Origin of the sequence: Halomonas sp. SIMBA_159, from assembly GCF_046536035.1 — a bacterium.
GTDB lineage: Bacteria > Pseudomonadota > Gammaproteobacteria > Pseudomonadales > Halomonadaceae > Vreelandella > Vreelandella venusta_A.
Genome location: NZ_JAWJBT010000021.1, coordinates 30,752 through 50,960 on the forward strand (window position 1 = coordinate 30,752; position 20,209 = coordinate 50,960).

General features: G+C 56.0%; 17 protein-coding genes. 16 read left to right on the plus strand and 1 reads right to left on the minus strand.

The window, feature by feature from the left end; genetic code table 11:
- The first annotated feature begins 134 nt into the window (after nucleotides 1–134).
- The 13 genes from nrdR to R0J87_RS14475 all read left to right on the plus strand — a co-directional run bounded on the left by nrdR (nucleotide 135) and on the right by R0J87_RS14475 (nucleotide 17,281).
- Nucleotides 135–632: a transcriptional regulator NrdR gene (gene nrdR / locus R0J87_RS14415; protein WP_404342490.1), complete on the plus strand. Its 498-nt coding sequence runs from the start codon at nucleotides 135–137 to the stop codon at nucleotides 630–632.
- Nucleotides 632–1,780, plus strand: coding sequence for a bifunctional diaminohydroxyphosphoribosylaminopyrimidine deaminase/5-amino-6-(5-phosphoribosylamino)uracil reductase RibD (gene ribD, locus R0J87_RS14420; RefSeq protein ID WP_498886965.1), 1,149 nt, complete (start codon nucleotides 632–634; stop codon nucleotides 1,778–1,780). Before nrdR ends, ribD begins: the two co-directional genes overlap by 1 nt.
- Before the next feature lie 72 nt (nucleotides 1,781–1,852).
- Complete coding sequence (ribBA, locus tag R0J87_RS14425; protein WP_404342486.1) at nucleotides 1,853–3,019, plus strand: bifunctional 3,4-dihydroxy-2-butanone-4-phosphate synthase/GTP cyclohydrolase II; 1,167 nt, start codon at nucleotides 1,853–1,855, stop codon at nucleotides 3,017–3,019.
- A 4-nt stretch (nucleotides 3,020–3,023) separates the two neighbouring features.
- The gene (gene ribH, locus R0J87_RS14430; RefSeq protein ID WP_404342484.1) at nucleotides 3,024–3,512 is read left to right on the plus strand and encodes a 6,7-dimethyl-8-ribityllumazine synthase; all 489 of its coding nucleotides are present in this window, start codon (nucleotides 3,024–3,026) and stop codon (nucleotides 3,510–3,512) included.
- The gene (nusB, locus tag R0J87_RS14435) at nucleotides 3,509–4,012 is read left to right on the plus strand and encodes a transcription antitermination factor NusB (RefSeq protein WP_498886967.1); all 504 of its coding nucleotides are present in this window, start codon (nucleotides 3,509–3,511) and stop codon (nucleotides 4,010–4,012) included. The genes ribH and nusB overlap by 4 nt, the downstream gene beginning before the upstream one ends.
- Before the next feature lie 34 nt (nucleotides 4,013–4,046).
- Entirely contained in the window at nucleotides 4,047–5,024 is a 978-nt protein-coding gene (gene thiL / locus R0J87_RS14440; RefSeq protein ID WP_498886969.1) for a thiamine-phosphate kinase, read from the plus strand.
- Nucleotides 5,021–5,494, plus strand: a complete 474-nt coding sequence (locus R0J87_RS14445; protein WP_498886971.1) for a phosphatidylglycerophosphatase A family protein — start codon at nucleotides 5,021–5,023, stop codon at nucleotides 5,492–5,494. The genes thiL and R0J87_RS14445 overlap by 4 nt, the downstream gene beginning before the upstream one ends.
- A 108-nt stretch (nucleotides 5,495–5,602) precedes the next feature.
- Entirely contained in the window at nucleotides 5,603–6,859 is a 1,257-nt protein-coding gene (locus R0J87_RS14450; protein WP_498886973.1) for a DUF945 family protein, read from the plus strand.
- Nucleotides 6,860–7,002: 143 nt separating this feature from the next.
- The gene (gene lon, locus R0J87_RS14455) at nucleotides 7,003–9,462 is read left to right on the plus strand and encodes an endopeptidase La (RefSeq protein WP_404342478.1); all 2,460 of its coding nucleotides are present in this window, start codon (nucleotides 7,003–7,005) and stop codon (nucleotides 9,460–9,462) included.
- A gap of 154 nt (nucleotides 9,463–9,616) precedes the next feature.
- Nucleotides 9,617–11,788, plus strand: a complete 2,172-nt coding sequence (locus R0J87_RS14460; RefSeq protein WP_498886975.1) for a methyl-accepting chemotaxis protein — start codon at nucleotides 9,617–9,619, stop codon at nucleotides 11,786–11,788.
- 204 nt (nucleotides 11,789–11,992) lie between these two features.
- On the plus strand, nucleotides 11,993–14,164 hold the full coding sequence (locus tag R0J87_RS14465; RefSeq protein ID WP_498886976.1) for a methyl-accepting chemotaxis protein: 2,172 nt from the start codon (nucleotides 11,993–11,995) through the stop codon (nucleotides 14,162–14,164).
- 140 nt (nucleotides 14,165–14,304) lie between these two features.
- The gene (ilvD, locus tag R0J87_RS14470) at nucleotides 14,305–16,149 is read left to right on the plus strand and encodes a dihydroxy-acid dehydratase (RefSeq protein ID WP_498886978.1); all 1,845 of its coding nucleotides are present in this window, start codon (nucleotides 14,305–14,307) and stop codon (nucleotides 16,147–16,149) included.
- A 76-nt stretch (nucleotides 16,150–16,225) separates the two neighbouring features.
- Nucleotides 16,226–17,281, plus strand: coding sequence for an oxidoreductase (locus R0J87_RS14475; protein WP_498886979.1), 1,056 nt, complete (start codon nucleotides 16,226–16,228; stop codon nucleotides 17,279–17,281).
- A 61-nt stretch (nucleotides 17,282–17,342) separates the two neighbouring features.
- Here R0J87_RS14475 and nudE read toward each other — a convergent pair whose 3' ends face one another.
- Complete coding sequence (nudE, locus tag R0J87_RS14480) at nucleotides 17,343–17,957, minus strand: ADP compounds hydrolase NudE (RefSeq protein ID WP_498886981.1); 615 nt, start codon at nucleotides 17,955–17,957, stop codon at nucleotides 17,343–17,345.
- 70 nt (nucleotides 17,958–18,027) lie between these two features.
- Between nudE and yrfG the strand changes: the two genes are divergently transcribed.
- Genes yrfG through hslO form a run of 3 tightly spaced genes read left to right on the plus strand, consistent with a single transcriptional unit; the run spans nucleotide 18,028 to nucleotide 20,064 of the window.
- Nucleotides 18,028–18,705: a GMP/IMP nucleotidase gene (yrfG, locus tag R0J87_RS14485; protein WP_044630371.1), complete on the plus strand. Its 678-nt coding sequence runs from the start codon at nucleotides 18,028–18,030 to the stop codon at nucleotides 18,703–18,705.
- Nucleotides 18,706–18,744: 39 nt separating this feature from the next.
- Nucleotides 18,745–19,134: an RNA-binding S4 domain-containing protein gene (locus R0J87_RS14490; RefSeq protein WP_404463385.1), complete on the plus strand. Its 390-nt coding sequence runs from the start codon at nucleotides 18,745–18,747 to the stop codon at nucleotides 19,132–19,134.
- Nucleotides 19,135–19,188: 54 nt separating this feature from the next.
- Entirely contained in the window at nucleotides 19,189–20,064 is an 876-nt protein-coding gene (gene hslO, locus R0J87_RS14495; RefSeq protein ID WP_498886983.1) for an Hsp33 family molecular chaperone HslO, read from the plus strand.
- The last annotated feature ends 145 nt before the right edge of the window (nucleotides 20,065–20,209 follow it).

Genomic DNA, 20,209 nt, shown 5'->3' on the forward strand with positions numbered 1-20,209 from the left:
AGCAACAGGCGATAAAATAGTTTATAAAATGGCGAATAACGGCAGGGCGTTAAGCCTTGTAAAGCGGTTTATTCGTACAGGCTGACACGCTGCACGCACAGCTTCTAGTGCGTACTGATAATAGGTTGACTGCCATGCATTGCCCTTTTTGTGGTGCAAATGATACGAGAGTGACAGATTCAAGGCTGGTGGCAGAAGGCGATCAGGTGCGCCGCCGCCGCCAGTGTGCCAATTGCCATGAGCGCTTTACGACTTACGAAACCGCTGAGCTTATTATGCCGCGGGTCGTAAAATCCGACGGCTCTCGCGAGAGCTTTAACGAGGCGAAATTGCGGGCAGGTATGCTGAGGGCGTTGGAAAAGCGCCCTGTCAGCGCTGAAGCGATTGAAGCGTCAGTTGAGCGTATCCGCCAAACGCTGCGCGCCCGTGGCGACCGGGAAGTCAACGCTCGGGAAATTGGGGAAGCGGTGATGAAAGCGCTGCGTAGTCTAGATCAAGTGGCCTATATTCGCTTTGCCTCGGTCTATCGTAAGTTTCAAGATTTAGATGAGTTCCGCGCTGAGATTGACCGGCTTTCTCAAGAGCCTTCTGATGAGTCTTCTGGTAGTGGCAACCAGCACGGAGCCTCGTAATGAGTGAATTTTCCACCGTCGACCATCGCTACATGGTGCATGCTATTCAGTTGGCCAAACGAGGGCTCTACACCACAGACCCTAACCCAAGAGTGGGCTGTGTGGTTGTGCGCTTTGATGGTAGCGATGAAGGGCGCGTGGTGGGGGAGGGCTATCATGAGCGTGCAGGAGAGCCCCATGCAGAAATTCACGCGCTGAAAGCGGCAGGCAGCGCCGCCCAGGGTGCTACTGCTTATGTGACCCTAGAGCCGTGTTCCCACACCGGGCGAACAGGCCCCTGCGCGGTGGCGCTGGCGCAGGCGGGGGTTGCGCGCGTAGTAGTGGCCATGAAAGACCCCAACCCTCAGGTTAGTGGCGGTGGCATTGAGCATTTAAAAACAGCGGGCATTAAGGTGCAGGTGGGCTTGCTAGAAGCAGATGCCCGGGCGCTAAACCCTGGTTTTATTTCCCGAATGGAGCGCCAGCGCCCCTTTGTGCGGCTGAAAATGGCCATGAGCTTAGACGGCCGCACGGCCATGGGGTCGGGGGAGTCTCAGTGGATTACCGGCCCGCAAGCACGTACCCAAGTACAGCGTTTACGTGCGCGCTCTAGCGCGATTTTGAGCGGCGTAGAATCGGTGATTATGGATGACTCGCGCTTAACGCTGCGCGCTGAGCAGCTGGCGCTGGCCAATGCCGACGATATCGTTCAGCGCCAGCCGCTAAGGGTAATTCTGGATTCACGACTACGATTACCGCTCGCTGCGGCTTGCCTGCGCGAACCAGGGCGCACGTTGATTATCACGACAGATCAGCATAGCGAAGAGAAACGGCGTAAACTGGCCGCCGCTGGCGCTGAGATTAAGGTGCTGCCTGCTGATGCCGATCGCATTGCGCTTGCGGATATGCTGCTTTGGCTGGCAGAAAACGAGCAGGTAAATGAGCTGTTGGTGGAAACCGGTGCAACGCTGGCGGGAGCGCTACTGGAGGCGAATTTAGTCGACGAGCTGCAGCTATTTGTCGCTCCTACGCTGCTAGGCGGTGAGGCGAGGCCACTCTTTGCACTGCCCGGGATTACCCAGATGGCCGATCAAAAACGTTTAACGATTAAAGAGTCGCGAACCGTTGGGCAAGATTGGTGGATCATCGCCACCCCTCACGCTGACTAGCGCAAACTGCCATTGCAAGGTACCCTGACGCCCGAAATCGCATACGATGCGACCACATTTTTTGGAGATTCCATGGCGCACTCCTCTTCTGAGGGTTTATCCCCAATCGCTGAGCTGGTGGACGATATCCGCCAGGGCAAAATGGTGATTCTCATGGATGATGAGGATCGCGAAAATGAAGGTGATATCATCATGGCCGCCGAAATGGTGAAGCCTGAGCATATCAACTTCATGGCACGCTATGCGTGTGGCCTCATTTGTATGCCCATGACCCGCGAGCGCTGCGAGCAGCTCAATCTGCCGCTGATGGTACGCGATAACGGCTCTGGCTTTGGCACCAAATTTACACTCTCCATCGAAGCAACCGAAGGCGTGACAACCGGTATTTCAGCCGCTGACCGCGCGCGTACGGTGCAGGCCGCGGTAGCCGCGAATGCGAAGCCGTCCGATATCGTGCAGCCAGGGCATATTTTCCCGCTCATGGCAGAGCCCGGCGGCGTGTTGCGCCGTGCAGGCCACACCGAAGCCGCCTGTGATTTGGCGGCGCTGGCGGGCTTTGATCCCAGCGGTGTGATCTGTGAAATCATGAACGATGACGGCAGTATGGCGCGTCGTCCGGAACTGGAAGTGTTTGCGAAGGCGCACGGCATTAAGATGGGCACCATTGCCGATCTGATTCACTACCGTATTGTGAACGAGCAAACCGTAGACCATGTGGAAACTACCCAGGTGTCTACCGTTCACGGTGAGCTTGCGCTGCACGTGTTCCGTGACCGTATTCAGGGCGCTCACCATTTAGCGCTGGTCAAAGGACAGCCAACGCCCGAGCAAGCCACCACCGTGCGTGTGCATCTAGCGGATACGCTGCGCGATGTGATGGGCTTGATGAAGGGTGAGCAGTGCCGTTGGGATGCACATCGCGCGATTGACCAAATCGCCCAGGCACCGGCTGGCGTGTTTGTGCTGATTGATGACGGGCGCCCGAATCAAGATTTGAAAGACCAGCTGGATATCTATCTGGATCGTGTGCGCCAACCGCGCACTAGCGATTCAGACGGTTCCGGTAACTACTTAACGATTGGTACTGGTTCGCAGATTCTGCGCCATTTAGGCGTGGGTAAAATGCGGCTACTCAGCTCTCCGTGGAAATTCTCAGCGCTTTCTGGGTTTGACCTGGAAGTGGTTGAGCGCCTGGGGCCAAACGACACGGCCGACGAGCCAACTTTTCAGCAGGAATAAATTGATGCAATCCCTTTCGCAAATTGAAGGCACTTTTGTAGACGTCGATGGGCGCTACGTGATCGTGGTGGGCCGCTTTAATCACCACGTGGTCGATAGCTTGGTGGAAGGTGCCATCGACAGCCTGACGCGCCACGGTGTTGATGTGGAAAATATCCATATCGTTCATGTGCCGGGCGCGTGGGAACTGCCCCTGGCCGTGAAGCGTGTACTGAAGGTCATGAAACCAGACGCGGTAATCGCTCTTGGTGCGGTTATTCGTGGCGGCACGCCGCACTTTGAGTACGTTGCGGGCGGCTGCAATACGGCCATTAACCATCTTCAGCTTGAGTTTGATACGCCGGTCGCCAATGGCGTACTGACTGTAGAGTCGATTGAGCAAGCCATTGAGCGTGCAGGCACCAAAGCTGGCAACAAAGGCACTGAAGCTGCCATGGCCGCGATGGAAATGGTGTCGCTGCTGCGCGCGCTGCCGGTAGGAGATTCTCAATGAGTGAGCGTCGTGAGCGCAAGCCCTCTGCGGCACAGCAGGGGCGTCACGCCGCAAGGGAGTTAGCGGTACAAGGACTTTACCAGTGGCATATGACTGGTAAATCCATTATCACGATTGAAGCTGAATTTCGTAGCCAAGTGGCTGACGATGACTTAGAAGATCATGAAAACTGGGTCAAGGTCATGGAAATCGCGGACAAAGCGCTGTTCCATGAGCTACTGCACAACACGGTGCGTTTCAAAGCCGAACTAGATCGCGATATCGCGCCGCTGCTGGATCGCCGCTTAGAAGATTTGGACGCGGTGGAATTGGCTATTCTTCGTCTGGGGGCCTATGAGCTTTCTCGACGAATGGAAGTGCCGTACCGCGTAGTGATTAACGAAGGCGTTGAGCTGGCAAAATCATTTGGCGCCACCGACGGCCATAAATACGTGAATGGCATCCTCGATAAGCTGGCAAACCGCTTACGAAGTGCCGAAGTCAGCGCCCGTCGCTTATAAGCGCACGGTCTGATCAAGCGTTTAAGGGGCCTTTGTGCTTGCCGAATTTGATCTGATTCGACGTTACTTTATGTCGCCGCAGGAGGCGCAAGCGACAGATGGCGTTGCCCTAGGATGCGGCGATGACGCCACGTTATTGATTCCCCAGGTGGGCCAACAGCTGGTGGTCAGCGTTGATACCTCTGTGGTGAATGTGCACTTTCCCCACGATGCGCCTCCCCATGCGGTAGGCCATCGTGCGCTGGCGGTCGCGCTCAGTGATTTGGCCGCCATGGGGGCAACGTCGCGCTGGTGTCTTATGGCGCTTACCCTTGATCAGCGTGTTTTCAAGGAAGAAACCGCCGCCGAGCAGTGGTTGGCAGGCTACGCCCGTGGCTTCCATGCGTTATGCCAACAGCACGCCACCACACTCGCCGGAGGCGATGTAACCTCTGGCGCACTCAGCATTAGCGTGACGGTAATGGGGGAAGTGCCTGCTGAGTTAGCCATGAGGCGTTCAGGCGCTCAGCCAGGTGATGTAGTGGCCGTGACCGGCGCGTTAGGCGGTGGTGCTGGCGGGCTAGCGTTGTGGCAACAGGGTGAGCGAGACCTTACACACCCATTGCTACAGCGCTATCTTATGCCTCAGCCACGGCTGGCGGCGGGCATTGCCTTGCGTGGACTTGCTACTGCAGCCATGGATATTTCCGATGGCCTGCTTGCGGATTTAGCCCATCTGCGCGAAGCCTCTCAGGTAGGCGTCGTGCTTGAGCCTGAAGCGCTACCTTTGGTAGAAGGATTAGCGGATGCGCTGGGCCGTGAGGCGGCATTGTCCGCTGCGCTGTCGGGGGGAGACGACTATGAGCTTTTAGTGACGCTGTCTCCTGACAACGTCGCACAAGCGCGAGCGCAATTGGCTGAGTGTGGGCTTTTACTGAGTGTGATTGGTCACTGTAGCGAAGCGTTAGGGGTAACCGGTGTGCCCGCTCAAGCCGCCACTGGCTGGCAGCATTTTTGTGGAGGCGCCCAATGAATCGAGCACCGGCGAGCGTTTGGCGACGCCCCACCCACTTTTTTGCCTTTGGCCTGGGTAGCGGCATAGTGCCCTGGGCACCGGGTACCTTCGGTACGCTAGCCGCTATTCCCTTTTATTGGATGATGGCCGACCTTAGCTTGGGATGGTACCTCGGCATCGTGCTGGTCGCTTTTGTGGTCGGGGTATGGCTGTGCGACAAAACTTCCCATGACCTAGGCGTGCATGACCATTCCGGTATTGTCTGGGATGAGTTCGTCGGCTATTGGATTACCATGGCGGCCGTGCCATTCTCCTGGGAGGCGGCGCTGTGGGGGTTTGTGGTCTTTCGTATTTTCGATGTCTTCAAGCCCTGGCCCATTCGCTGGGCAGACCGCCGAGTAGCCGGTGGTTTTGGCATTATGATTGATGATGTGATGGCAGGTATTTATGCCTGGAGCACCATGCACCTGTGGTTTTGGCTGCATTAATCAAAAGGATGACTTGAAGCCAGCACATGGCCTGTTATGTTGAACCGCTAGCCGCCATCAGAGCGGCAGGGTGCAAGGTGACGCAAGGAGGCTATTCAAGGAGATAGCATGCGCAAGGAACGTTTGATTGTGCCTATTCTCGCGACGATTGCCGTCGTGTGGATGGTCGCGCAATTGCTATCCAGCGTTCTATTTGAACGCAGTCTCCGCCAAGCGCTGGAGGATCTGGAAGCGCGGGGTGAGTGGCGTGTAAGCCGGTTAGAAAGCCGTCAGGGGTGGCTGAGCTCCCGCGGGCGGCTCATGCTGTCTCCGTTGTTGGGTCGCCCTTGGCGACTGGAGCTAACCTACCGCGCTCGTCATGGTGTGCTAAGTACGGATGTGGAAGGCACGCTGCTACCGCGTCTGGATAGCGTGCTTCAAAAAGCGGTTGGTGAAGTCTCCGCGCCTTCCGTACCTCGTTGGCAGGGCCGCTATCAAACCTTGAGCGGTCACACGGAGCTGCGTTTGGCGCTTGCCCCCTTTGTCATACAGCAAAATGGTCGTGAACTGGACGTACGTGGAGCCCGTGTACGCCTAGAAGGCATGTTTGGTGACTGGCGTTTGCGGGGGCTGTTGGATCAACTTACGCTGACGGATGGCCTATCCCAGCTAACGTTGGGGCCGACCACGTTGGAAAGCCGCTACACCTACATTGACGATGCCTACCACTTTGCCCAGCGCGATCACCTGCATATCGAGCAGTTAGCGCTGCATTATCCCGCTTACGATATTCACGTTGCGCCTCTGGATATACACAGCCACATGGAGTTGGATGAAAGCGAACTGCGTTTAAAAGGCGAGCTCGTGGTGGGAGAAGTGCGCGTGCCTAGCGAAGCCCCTGATACGCCTCTGCTCAGTGGCCGAATAGAAGCCGAACTTTCCCGTCTCAACGCGGATGCCGTGCGCCAAACCATCCTCCGTTTGCGCCAAGAGGCTGCCTGGGGGGATGCCAGCTTACCGATGGCAGAAGGTCTGTTAGCCCGTTTAGAACCTGACTTACGACAGGTGTTGAGTGACTCCCCTCGGTTAGACGTGACCACCATCGCGCTGGATAGCCCACTGCTAGGGCTACAAGTAGAGGCTGATGGCGCACTGTTTTTTGACGCGCGACGCTTAGATGAACTAATGATTACGGCGTTGGATAAACCTGAAGAGCGCCAGCGCTGGCTAGAGCGCATCGACGGCGACTTTATTTGGCATGATGCGCCGACTGTCGCTGCGTTATGGCTGGGGCTTCCCTTAGGCACTCGGGAACTACAGTTTGATGTGATTCGCGGCGTTTGGCGCGTGAATGGCCGTCCTATGCCCCCGTTGCTACAGCCTTAACGGTAAGCCCATCATGACGGCGATTGCTGATGGCCTGATGATGAGCTAAATCACGTTTAGGGTTGAAGTTTTCGCTCTATGCCCACATTCCTTTAACAATGCTAAGCGACGAAAGCCGCTGACCACTGTTAATGGGAGGGCGCATGAGCGACCAGGATTACGAACGCGATCACGAACACCATGAGTGGCTTACCGACAAAGAGCCACAAGACGCCCGCGAAGAGAGCGCTGAAAGCGATCATTATCGCTCTGATGGTGAGCGCGTTAACTCATTAGTGCCTGCCAGTGAAATGCTGCCCGAGCGCATTTACCTGCTGCCGATTCATAACCGCCCCTTCTTTCCTGCCCAGGTGCAGCCGCTGGTCATCAATCGCGAGCGCTGGGAAGAGACCATGCGCCGCGTTGGTAATACGCCGCACCACACCATTGGTGTGGCCTTTGTGGGCGAGCACGGGGTGGAATCCCTTGATCACGAAGGTTTTCCTGAGATTGGCACCGCCGTAAAAGTGCACAAGCTGAAAAGCGAAGACCAGCAAATTCAGTTTATTGCCCAAGGCCTGCAGCGTTTTAAAATCCAGCGCTGGCTTTCTAAAGAGCCGCCTTATCTGGTGGAAGTCACCTACCCCAAAGAGCCCGTGAATGCTGAGGATGAAGAGACCCGGGCGTACGCCATGGCGATCATCAACGGCATTAAAGAGTTACTGCCTATTAACCCGCTGTATGGGGAAGAGCTAAAGCATTACCTCAACCGTTTCAGTCCTCATCAACCGGGGCCACTGACGGATTTTGCCGCAGCCATAACCTCTGCCAAAGGCCCCGAGTTGCAGGACGTGCTGGCCACGCTGCCTGTTGCTGAGCGTATGCACAAAGTGCTGCCGCTGCTGCGTAAAGAAATCGATGTGGCACAGCTGCAGAGCGAAATCAGCGAGCAAGTGAATGCGCAGATGCAGGAGCGTCAGCGGGAGTTCTTCCTCCGCGAGCAGCTCAAGGTGATTCAGCGTGAGCTGGGGATCTCCAAAGACGACCGCGAAAACGACGTGGATACCTTTAGGAACCGGCTTGACTCCCTAGTGGTGCCCGAACGCGTGCAGGCGCGCATTGATGATGAGCTCAATAAGCTCAGCGTCTTGGAAACTGGCTCGCCGGAGTACGGCACAACCCGCAACTACCTGGATTGGCTAACATCACTACCCTGGGGGGTAACCAGCCAAGATCAGTTGGATCTTCCACACGCACGGGCCGTGCTCGACCGCGACCACGATGGCCTAAAAGACGTCAAAGAACGGATTATCGAGTTTCTCGCCGAAGGCACGTTCAAGGGCGATGTAGGTGGCTCGATTGTGCTGTTAGTGGGCCCGCCCGGGGTTGGTAAAACCTCCATTGGCCGTTCCATTGCTGAAGCGCTGGGCCGTGAGTTCTACCGTTTTTCGGTGGGCGGTATGCGCGATGAAGCCGAAATCAAAGGCCACCGGCGCACTTATGTAGGAGCAATGCCCGGTAAGCTAGTGCAGGCATTCAAAGAAGTGGAAGTCGAAAACCCGGTCATCATGCTGGATGAGATCGACAAGCTGGGCCAATCCTTCCAAGGTGATCCCGCGTCAGCGCTGCTTGAAGTCCTTGACCCCGAGCAGAACGTTGACTTCCTGGATCACTACCTCGACGTGCGGATGGATCTTTCCAAGGTGCTCTTCGTGTGCACCGCTAACACGCTGGATAGCATCCCTGGGCCGCTGCTCGACCGTATGGAGCAGATTCGCCTGTCGGGCTATATCGCTGAAGAGAAGCTGCAAATCGCCAAGCACCACCTATGGCCCAAGCTGCTCAAGCGCGACAACTTGCCGAAGAAGCGCATCAACCTAAGCGATGCGGCACTGAAGCAGGTGATTGACGGCTATGCCCGTGAAGCAGGCGTACGTCAGTTGGAAAAACAGCTGCACCGCATTGTGCGTAAAGCTGCGGTAAAACTGCTGGAAGAAGACGTCGAAACTGTCAAGGTTTCGGTCAAGAACCTGGAAGAGTTCCTGGGGGCGCCGCTCTTCCGTAAAGAGAAAGTCCTGAAAGGCGAAGGCGTCGTCACAGGACTTGCTTGGACCTCCATGGGTGGTGCCACGCTGCCTATTGAGGCAGGCAAGGTGCATTCGCTCGATCGCGGATTCAAGCTAACCGGCAAGCTGGGCGATGTGATGAAAGAGTCGGCTAATATTGCCTATAGCTACACCCTTGGGCATTTGGCGGAGTACGGTGCGGATGCAGATTTCTTTGATTCCGCCTTTGTTCATCTCCACGTGCCAGAAGGGGCCACGCCGAAAGATGGCCCCTCTGCCGGGGTAACCATGACCACCGCGCTACTGTCGTTGGCTAAACATCAAGCCATCACGCGCCCGCTGGCGATGACCGGTGAGTTAACCCTCACCGGCCAAGTGCTACCGGTAGGCGGTATCCGCGAAAAAGTGATTGCCGCACGGCGCAGCGATATTTTTGAAGTGATCCTGCCTGAGGCAAACCGCCGTGATTACGAGGAGCTACCGGACTATCTGAAAGAGGGGATGACGGTGCACTTTGCTAATCGCTATCGGGATGTGGCTAACGTAGTCTTCAAGTAGTCGGTCAGCACGATGGGCTTAGACAAACAATAAAATCATTACCAGCGCCGCTCTGAAGAGAGCGGCGCTTTTTTACATCTGTTTACTGGTTAAGTGCACCGTTAATTCTGGATAATAAAGAAAAATCAAATTACTAAAATAAAGGGGAGCTTCTATGCGCAATAACCAGCCCGTTACCCAACGTGAATACGTGCTCGATGAAGAGACCGTGCTGATTTCACGCTCTGATTTAAAAGGTAACGTGACCTATGCCAACGCAGCCTTTGTGGAAGTCAGCGGCTATTCAAGGGATGAGCTGCTCGGCGCGCCGCATAATTTAATTCGCCACCCCGATATGCCTGAGGCCGCTTATGCCGATTTCTGGAAAACTATCCAATCAGGTAATACTTGGCAGGGTACGGTAAAAAACCGCCGCAAAAATGGTGATCACTATTGGGTCAACGCAACGGTGGCTCCCCTGAGAGATGGCGACCGTATTGTGGGGTACACGTCCCTGCGTCGCAAAACCTCGGATAAACAGATCGCCTTGGCAGAGCGGGTGTATGCGGAAATACGTGAAAAGGGTAAATCCCGCCGCTATGGCTTGCATCAAGGGACGTTAAAGCGCCGAGGCTTAGGCGGCATTGCAGCGCGTTTTCAATTCACCAGCTTAAAAGCCAAACTAACCGGCATGGTCGTCGTTGCGGTTATCTTGTTAGGTTTATCGGGCGGGCTAGGGCTGTATGGTTTGAATGCCTCCGGAGAGCGGCTTGAAACTCTCAACCGCGCAGGGCTTGAGGCAGTGGCTGACCTGCAATTAATTGAGCGCCATATTGGTTTGGCGGTGGAGCAGTTGGAGCCCGCGGTAAGAAACCCACGGCGGGTGGATATGGAGGCCGTGTCGGCGAGTTTAACGAGCAGCACGCAGACCGCCCAACAGCTATGGGAAGAGTATCGACAGACCAGCAGTGCCCCCGCAGAGAGTATCGCAGCGTTTAATACGGCCTTTGACACTTGGCGTGGCGGTGCCAGCAGCGCCATCGAGGCCGTCGACCAAGCGAACGGGTTTGCGGCGTTTGAGGCGCTCAACAGCGTGGTGCTTCCTGCCACAACGGAAATTCGCGAGCTTAATAGCCAGCTAGTGGACTACGAACGCGCTGGCGCGGCTGCTCTGATGAACGATGCCCGTCAGGGCCGCCAGCAGATGTTTATTGCCCAGCTGGTACTGATGCTGATTGGCCTGTGTGTGCTGGTGGCCCTCAGCGTATTTATTTTGAAATCGGTTTTTCGCAGCTTGGCTGGGGCGCGTTATATGACGTTCCAAATTGCGGCGGGTAACTTAGCGGCACGGGAGCGTCGTCAGAGCAACGACGAGCTAGGGGAGCTGCTCTATTCGCTGGATACCATGCGCTTCAGTCTATCCAGCATTGTCGGCGATGTGGAAAACCGCGTGTCGGTCGTCACCCCTGCGATTCAGCAAATTGCCGCCGAAAACGAGGAGCTGGCGTCGCGTACCGAACAGCAGGCATCGTCGTTGCAACAAACGGCTTCCAGCATGGAAGAGATGACCTCCACCGTTCAGCAAAATAACGATAACGCCCGCCAAGCGACAGAGCTGGCGCAGCAAAATGCCACCAGCACGCGGGATACTCGTCAGCAGATGGAGCAGTTGGTTGAACGTATGCAGCGCATTGCAAAGAGTGCCGAAAAGATGACCGAAATGATCGGTGTCATCGATGGTATTGCGTTTCAAACCAATATTTTAGCGCTTAATGCGTCGGTAGAGGCTGCTCGGGCCGGCGAGCATGGCCGCGGGTTTGCGGTGGTGGCTAGTGAAGTGCGGATGCTGGCAAGTCGTAGTGCGGATGCGGCGCAAGAAATCCGCAAGATGATCGACAGCACCACGCAAGAGGTGAGCGGTGGTCGCAGTGCGGTTGAGCAAGCGGAAAAAGCTATTGAGAATGTCGTGACACAGGTCAGCCGTGTGAGTGAATTGATGGCATCCATCAGTACCGCCTCCAGTGAGCAGAGCAGCGGTATCGGACAGATCAATGCGGCGATTGCCGAAATGGATAGCGTCACGCAACAAAATGCCACCAAAGTCCAGTCAATTGCCGCATCGGCAGACAACCTTGCGCTGGAAGCGTTTGAGCTGGCGAACGTCGTTGACGCCTTCCGTTTAGAAGGCGCGCAGGCAGAAAGCATTAATACCGCCCGTGAAAAGCTGGCGCGTGCCCAAAAAGCCGTAAAGCAGGGAGCCCCCGGATTGCCAAGCGGCAAGCCGTCACAGCCCAGCGCACAGCAACATCGTCAGCCTGCTGAGAGCGATGAGTGGGATGCCTTTTGATGGGTGCGTTTAATCACCATTAGTCACCACCACGCTTTACCATTTGAATATGCCACCCTTTGGGTGGCATATTTTTTGCTCATACTTTCTATTGGTATCCATAGATCAGGTAGTGGAGTGATTAAATTCAACGGCTTGGTAAAAAGGACATCACTGGGTCATTAGGCAAAACAGGCCTTTTTCAAAATAACAGGTGGGGTTCTTATGAGCATATCCAGCCAGGCAGCGTTTGAACTGTCAGATGATCAGGTGTTGATTTCACGCTCTGACCGTCAGGGGAAGATCACCTATGTGAACCAGACATTTATCGATGTTAGTGGTTACTCACAGTCAGAGCTAATGGGTGAACCCCATAGCATTTTTCGTGACCCGGAAATGCCCTCATTGGTCTTCAAGAATATGTGGAGCACCATCGAGAAAGGGAAAACCTGGCAAGGGGTGGTGAGAAATAGTACTAAGAGCGGCACTACCTACTGGGTACACACAACGGTGGCTCCGCTCTTGGATGGCAACCGCGTGGCAGGCTATACGGCGATACGTCGTAAGGCGGGACAGAAAGCCATTGCCCGCGCGGCCAAGGGGTATAGCGCTATGCAGCAAGGGCGCAGCCGTGGCTTTAAGCTCCATAATGGTGCATTGCGCCGTACCGGAGTACGCGGTTGGGTGCAGCGTTTCAGTTTCAGCAGTATGCAGGCCAAGCTGATGGGGATGGTGGTCGCGGCAATAGTGCTGCTTGCCGTGGCTGGAACCGCTGGTGTGTACGGCATTACCAGTTCAGCAGAACGTTTGCGCACCCTCAATCAAACCGGGCTTGAAGGCGTTGCTGATCTCCAGCAAATAGAGCAGGGTGCCGCACAGCTATTGCAGGCACTAGAGCCTGCAGTACGTAACCCGCGTCGAGCTGACTTAGACCTACTGGAAGAAGAGTTAACGACGCTCCAGGCGGATATCAATCAAACGTGGCAAGAGTTCACCGCTGAGCGCAGCGAAGCCAGCGGTGTGCAGCAGGGGTTAACAGCGCACTTAGCCACATTTTTAACCGGTGCTGAAACGGCCTTCACCGCCATGCGCGATGGCAATGGGTTTGCCGCGTTTGAAGCCTTCAACGATGTGGTGAAGCCGACCTCCGACAGCATCAGCGCCACGATCAATTTGCTGGTGGATAACGAACGCGCCGCTGCGCAAACCTTAATGGCCAATGCGGAGCGTCAGCAGCAATGGCTACTGTGGGGGCAATTAGGCGTTCTGTTGTTCGGCATTATGTTAATGGTTTGGCTGAGTGTGGCTGTCCTGAAATCGCTGCTGAAGTCGCTGAACGAAGCTCGGCGTGTCACGTTCCAAATTGCAGCGGGTAACCTCGCTAACCGGGTGACTCTCAAGCGCGATGATGAGCTGGGTGAGCTGCTGGCGTCGTTAGAAACGATGCGAGCGAGTTTGTCTGGGTTAATCACCGAAGTGGGCAATAAGGTCGACGTCGTGACTCCTGCTTCTGAGCATATTAAGCAGCAAAATGAAGAGTTGGCTTCTCGCACTGAGCAGCAGGCCTCTTCGCTGCAGCAAACCGCTTCCAGCATGGATCAAATGACCGCGACGGTTCAGCAGAACACGGAAAATGCCCGCCAGGCCAATCAGCTTGCCATGCAAAACGCCACCACCAGCCGCGAGACAGGCGAACGCATGCAGGCACTGGTAGAGCGTATGGAGCGCATTGCCGCGAGCGCCGATAAGATGAACGACATCATTACGGTTATCGATGGCATCGCCTTCCAAACTAACATCCTTGCGCTGAATGCCTCGGTAGAAGCCGCTAGAGCAGGTGAGCAGGGGCGGGGGTTTGCCGTGGTCGCCAATGAGGTGCGTAACTTGGCTGGCCGCAGTGCCGATGCCGCGGGGGAGATTCGTCGCCTGATCGACACCTCCTCCCAGGAAATTGCCGGTGGTGCTGACGCCGTGAAAGAGGCCGAGCAGGCCATCGATCAAGTGGTCAGCCAGGTGATGCGGGTTAGCGACATTATGGAAGAGATCAGCACCGCCTCTGATGAGCAAAGCAGCGGCATCGCTCAGATCAATACGGCGGTCTCAGAAATGGATAATGTGACTCAGCAGAATGCTGGCAAGTTGCAGTCTATTTCCAGTGCCGCGCAGCAGTTGACGAACGAAGCGCAGGACCTGGCGAATGTGATCGCTGCTTTCCGGTTAGAAGGGGCAGAAGAGGAGAGCAGCGAAACGGCACGGCTACGGCTGCTGCGCCATGATGCTAAAGCGCCTAGCCTACCACTCCATGAGGCTCAGCCAGAGAGTGACCAGCCTAAGCCTCGTCCGGCACTCAAACGGCCGGCAACAGCGAGCACGGAAGAGGAGTGGGAGACCTTCTAGCCGTTAGACGGCCTCACAGGCCTTTGGTTGCCCTCTACATCTAGTCTCGGCGGTGCGCTCATGCCACAATCTAAGGCCGCTGGATTCAACTGCCTGCTGCCACGTATGCGGCAGGCCATGATAAAGATGTAGAGGACACCATGCCCGAGTATCGCTCCCGTACCACTACTGCTGGCCGCAATATGGCTGGCGCCCGTGCCCTTTGGCGTGCCACAGGTATGAAAGAGGACGACTTTCATAAGCCGATTATTGCGGTCGCCAACTCCTTCACCCAGTTTGTACCCGGTCATGTGCATCTAAAAGACATGGGCCAACTGGTGGCGCGTGAGATTGAAAAAGCGGGCGGCGTAGCCAAAGAGTTCAACACCATCGCCGTGGACGACGGCATCGCCATGGGCCACGACGGCATGCTCTACTCACTGCCGAGCCGCGATATCATTGCCGACAGCGTCGAGTACATGTGTAACGCCCACTGCGCCGATGCGCTGGTGTGTATCTCCAACTGCGACAAAATCACCCCAGGAATGCTGATGGCCGCGATGCGCCTCAATATTCCGGTGATCTTTGTATCAGGCGGCCCGATGGAAGCCGGTAAAACCAAGCTGCTCAACCACGGCCTAGACTTGGTAGATGCGATGGTCATGGCGGCCGATGACAGCGTGGATGATGAAACGCTGGCGGAAGTAGAGCGCAGTGCTTGCCCCACCTGCGGTAGCTGTTCAGGTATGTTTACCGCCAACTCCATGAACTGCTTAATGGAAGCATTGGGATTGGCGCTGCCAGGTAACGGCACCGTGCTGGCAACCCACTCAGACCGTCGTCGGCTGTTTGAAAATGCCGGTCACCGCATTGTCGAACTTGCTAAACGTTTCTACGAAGGTGAAGAGGCTCACCTGTTGCCCCGTGCGATTGGTAACAAGGCAGCGTTTAAAAACGCCATGACGCTCGACATTGCCATGGGCGGCTCTACCAATACCATTCTTCACCTATTAGCAGCGGCGCAAGAGGCGGAAGTCGACTTCTCCATGTCGGATATCGACCGTCTTTCTCGGGAAGTCCCGCAGCTGTGTAAAGTGGCTCCTAATACCCAGAAGTACCATATTGAAGATGTACACCGCGCGGGTGGCATTATGGCTATTTTGGGCGAGCTGGACCGGGCAGGCGTGCTGGATACCTCGGTTCCCACCGTCTACGGCGACAGTTTAAAAGAGGCGCTTGATGAGTGGGATATCATGCGCTTGCCAAGCCCTGAAGTGGTTGAGTTCTTTAAAGCAGGCCCGGGTGGCGTGCCAACGCAAACAGCGTTCTCGCAGAGCACGCGCTGGCCAAGCCTCGATGGCGACCGCGCCACCGGCTGTATCCGCGATTTGGAGCACGCGTTCTCCCGTGAGGGCGGCTTGGCCGTGCTTTACGGCAATATCGCGCTGGATGGTTGCGTGGTGAAAACCGCAGGGGTCGATGACTCCATTTTGGTATTTGAAGGCAAAGCCCACGTGGTGGAGTCCCAAGACCAAGCGGTGGCCAACGTGCTAGATGGCAAAGTGAAAGAGGGCGATGTGGTCGTCATCCGCTACGAAGGCCCCAAAGGCGGCCCCGGTATGCAGGAGATGCTGTACCCGACCTCTTACCTGAAATCGAAAGGGTTGGGTAAAGCCTGTGCGCTGCTCACCGATGGTCGTTTCTCTGGCGGTACATCGGGCCTATCGATTGGGCATGTATCCCCGGAAGCGGCGGCAGGGGGCGCGATTGGTTTGGTCGAACAAGGCGACACCATCTTGATCGATATCCCCAACCGCACCATCAACGTTCAGCTTAGCGATGCAGAGCTGGCCAAACGCCGTGAAGCCATGGATGCCAAAGGCAAAGATGCCTGGAAGCCGGTCGAACAGCGCCCGCGTAAGGTTACCCCTGCGCTCAAAGCCTATGCGCTACTTGCCACCTCCGCCGATAAAGGCGCGGTGCGCGACCTCTCTAAGCTAGATTAATCTCTTCATCAAACAGCCCGTCTCGTACGGGCTGTTTTTTTGCCAACCTGAACCGTCATATCGACTAAGGATTGTAATGAAGGCGATCATCAACGTTGGCCTTGTTGGCTATGGGTTTGCAAGCAAGACGTTTCACGCCCCTTTGATTCAAGCGACCGAAGGGCTGGATTTAGTGGCTGTCTCCTCCAGCGATGCGGCCAAGGTGAAGGCGGACCTGCCTAACGTGGAAATAGAGAGCCAAGCGCTGGCGCTATGTAAGCGCCCAGACCTTGATCTCATAGTAATTCCCACGCCAAACGATACCCACTTTCCTCTAGCCAAAGCGGCGCTCGCTGCGGGCAAACATGTAGTGGTGGATAAGCCCTTTACTGTCACGCTCTCAGAAGCAAAACAGCTAAAAGCCCTGGCGGTGGATAAGGAAAGGCTGATTTCGGTATTTCATAATCGCCGCTGGGATAGCGACTTCCTGACCATTCAAGCGCTCTTAAAGGAAGGCACGCTAGGGCGCATGACCGGCTTTGAGTCGCGTTTTGATCGCTTTCGTCCTGAGGTGCGCGACCGATGGCGTGAAAAAGCCACCCCAGGCGGCGGTATTTGGTACGACCTAGGCCCGCACCTGTTAGATCAGGCTTGCGAGCTATGCGGAACGCCCAACGCCATATTGCTAGAGCTAGGCGTACGCCGTGACGGCGCCAAAGCGGATGACGACTTCCTCGCCTTACTGGAATACGACGGTTTCCGGGTGAGTTTGAGTGCCGGTACGCTTGTGGCAGAACCCACGCCTCGTTACCGCATCCATGGCACCAAAGGCAGCTATATCAAGTACGGTTTAGACCCGCAGGAAGATCGTTTGAAAGCCGGGGAAACGCCGTCGTCTGCCTGGGGAGAAGATAGCCCTGGAACGCTTACCCTGCGTGAGGGAGAAGGCGAAGACGCACCGCTCGTCCGTTACGACCACCCCACGTTGCCAGGCGATTATCTCGCCTATTACCAAGGGGTAAGCGCGGCGATTCGTGATAAAACACCGCTTCCCGTGGATATTGATGACGCCCTGCGTTGCATGGCACTGCTGGAGGCAGGATTGGATAGCCACCGCCAGCGCCGTTGGATAGCGTTGAAGCATCATTTTTAATGTCTTCGCTTTCTAAGCCTTAAGGGTGCCGGGTGGGCACCCTGTCTATTTATCCCATGATTTACAGCAAATCCATCCCGCCACGGCGCTTCTCTTCGCGCAGCTTATCCCGCGCAATATAGAGCGCAGCGATGGCGCGGGCTTCGTGGAAGTCTTCGCGCAGGAGTAGGGCAGGCAGCTCTTCGATGGCATGGGTCTCTACAATCAGCGGTTCGGGCTCGTCACCCGGTAAGCGCTTGGGGTAGAGGTCGGTGGCCATCAATACCTGCATACGGTGGCGCATATAGTTCGGCGCTAGTGACAGCTCCACCAACGGCTCAATGCGGTGCGCACCGAAGCCGCACTCCTCCATCAGCTCTCGGTTGGCAGCGGTAATGATGTCTTCGCCCGGGTCGACTAAGCCTTTTGGCAAGGTCAGTACATAATCCTCAAACCCCGCAGCATACTCCCGAATGAGCAGCACGTGGTCCGGGTCGGGCATGGCAATAATCATCACCGCGCCGCGATCAGCACCGGTTAAACGCTCAAACTGTCGCTCTTCGCCATTAGAGAAGCGCAAATCCAGTGACTCAATTTGAAATAAACGGCTTTGGGCGACGCGCTGGCGGCCTAAGATTTGCGGCTTGCGCGGATAGCCGGTTGGCGTATCGCCTGTTGCTGTGTCGTCGCGTGACATCATGCCTCCGTGGCTGCAAAAAACGGGTTACGCTACAATAGCACGCTTACTCTTTAAGACTGGAGCGGCAATGATTGATTGGCGCGAGATCGATACCGTCCTACTCGACATGGACGGCACGTTGCTAGACCTTCACTTCGACAGCCACTTTTGGCTTGAGCACCTGCCGCGGCGTTACGTAGAGCTGCACCAGCTAGACCAAGCCAGCCAGGATGCGCTCAAAGCACGCATTATGGGTGAGCAGGGCACGCTGAACTGGTACAGCCTTGCCTACTGGAGCCGCGAGCTGAACGTGGATATCGTCGCCCTCAAGCGCGAAGTGCAGCACTTGATTGGGCTACGCAGCGATGCTTTGGATTTCCTCACATGGCTCAAGCAAGCTCATCCCCGAGTGGTGCTTGCTACGAATGCCGACCGCGCAAGCCTCGCATTAAAACTCCCGCTCACGGGGTTGGAAAACTACCTAGACGCCATCATCTCATCCGAAGATGTGGGTGCAGCAAAAGAGGAGCAGGCCTTCTGGTTTGCACTGCAAGAACGCGAGCCATTCGACCCCGCCCGCACCCTGTTTATTGATGATAATGCCCGGGTGCTCGAGAGTGCTCGCGAATTTGGCATCAAGCATCTGTTAGGGATTAAACAGCCCGACAGCCAGCGCCCCGAAAAAGAGCTACAGGAATTTATTGCCCTAGACCGATTTGCCCAACTGCTACCCGCAGAGTTGCCAGGGCAACGCTCACACATCTGAGTTCACCGACCTGGGCTCACACACATTAGGAGAGCGTGAATGAGTGACAGCGTTCGCTTGGATAAGTGGCTATGGGCCGCGCGGTTTTTTAAAACCCGCGCCCTAGCCAAAAAAGCCATTGAAGGCGGCAAGGTGAATTACGACGGTGCCCGAGTGAAAACCAGTAAAACGGTGGAGCTTGGGGCGCTGATTCGTGTACCTCAAGGCTGGGATATCTTTGAGGTGGAAGTCACTGCGCTATCCGACCAGCGCCGAGGCGCACCGGAGGCGCGTAAGCTCTATGCGGAAACCGAAGAGAGCGCCAAACGTCGTGCCAAAGAAACCGAAGCACGTCGATTAACTAACGAAGCCATGCAGCACCCGCTCAAGCGCCCTGATAAGAAACAGCGGCGCGATATCCAGCGATTCCAGCGCCAGCAAGGGGAGTAAGCAGCCGCTTGCTCCGTTGCGCTCTCCTATTACTCTTTCTCCTATGGTCCTTTTATGTCTGATCAAATCCAACGTTTCCTGTTTGATGACACCAACGTGCGTGGCGAAATTGTGACGCTCAGTACGGCTTACCACGAAGTGCTGGATCGCCATGCCTACCCGCCAGCGGTGAACCAACTGCTGGGTGAGCTGCTGGCAGCGGTAGCACTATTAACCGATACCATCAAACTGGATGGCACGCTCAGTATTGAAGTGCGTGGCCAAGGGCCGCTAGCGCTACTCATGGCTGAATCTAACCCCGGCGGCGAGCTGCGGGCGATTGCGCGTATTGCTGAAGAGGCGGCGTTGCCCAGTGAACACGCGGCCTTCCGCGAGTTAGTCGGGGACGGCCAAATCGTGATTACCCTAGATCCCAAAGAAGGGCACCGCTATCAGGGCATCGTCGCGTTAGATCACGACACCCTGAGCGGGTGCCTGGAAGCCTACTTTGGTCAGTCTGAGCAGCTGCCTACCCGGCTGTGGCTTGTGGCTGACGGTGAACGAGCAGGCGGGCTGTTGCTCCAGCGTCTGCCAGATGCATCGCAAAACCAAGATGTCGACGCCTGGGAGCGCAGCGTGCACCTGGCCGATACGATCAAAACCGAGGAGCTTCTGGGCTTAGAGCAGCGCGAGGTGCTGTATCGTCTCTATCATGAAGAGACCGTGCGAGTCTTTGAGCCTAAAGCGCTGCGCTTTGGCTGCACCTGTTCGCGGGAGCGAATGAGCCACGCGCTGTATACGCTGGGCAAAGAAGAACTGCTGGATATTCTGCGTGAACAGGGCGCAATCGATACACAATGCCACTTTTGTCATACGAAATATCACTACACCGCAGCGGATATTGAAATTTTGTTGGAAGACCCAGGCGCACCGCCGCCGGTGATTCACTGAATGTGTAGTCGGCGCTTGCCCCACGTGCTTTTTGGGCGGGCGGCTGTACCCCACACCCTGTACCGCTTGACGGCGAAAAGCCAAACAGGTGTTTGAAAATATACTGCACTGCAACACAAAATGTAGTGTCATTGTAGTAGTTTAA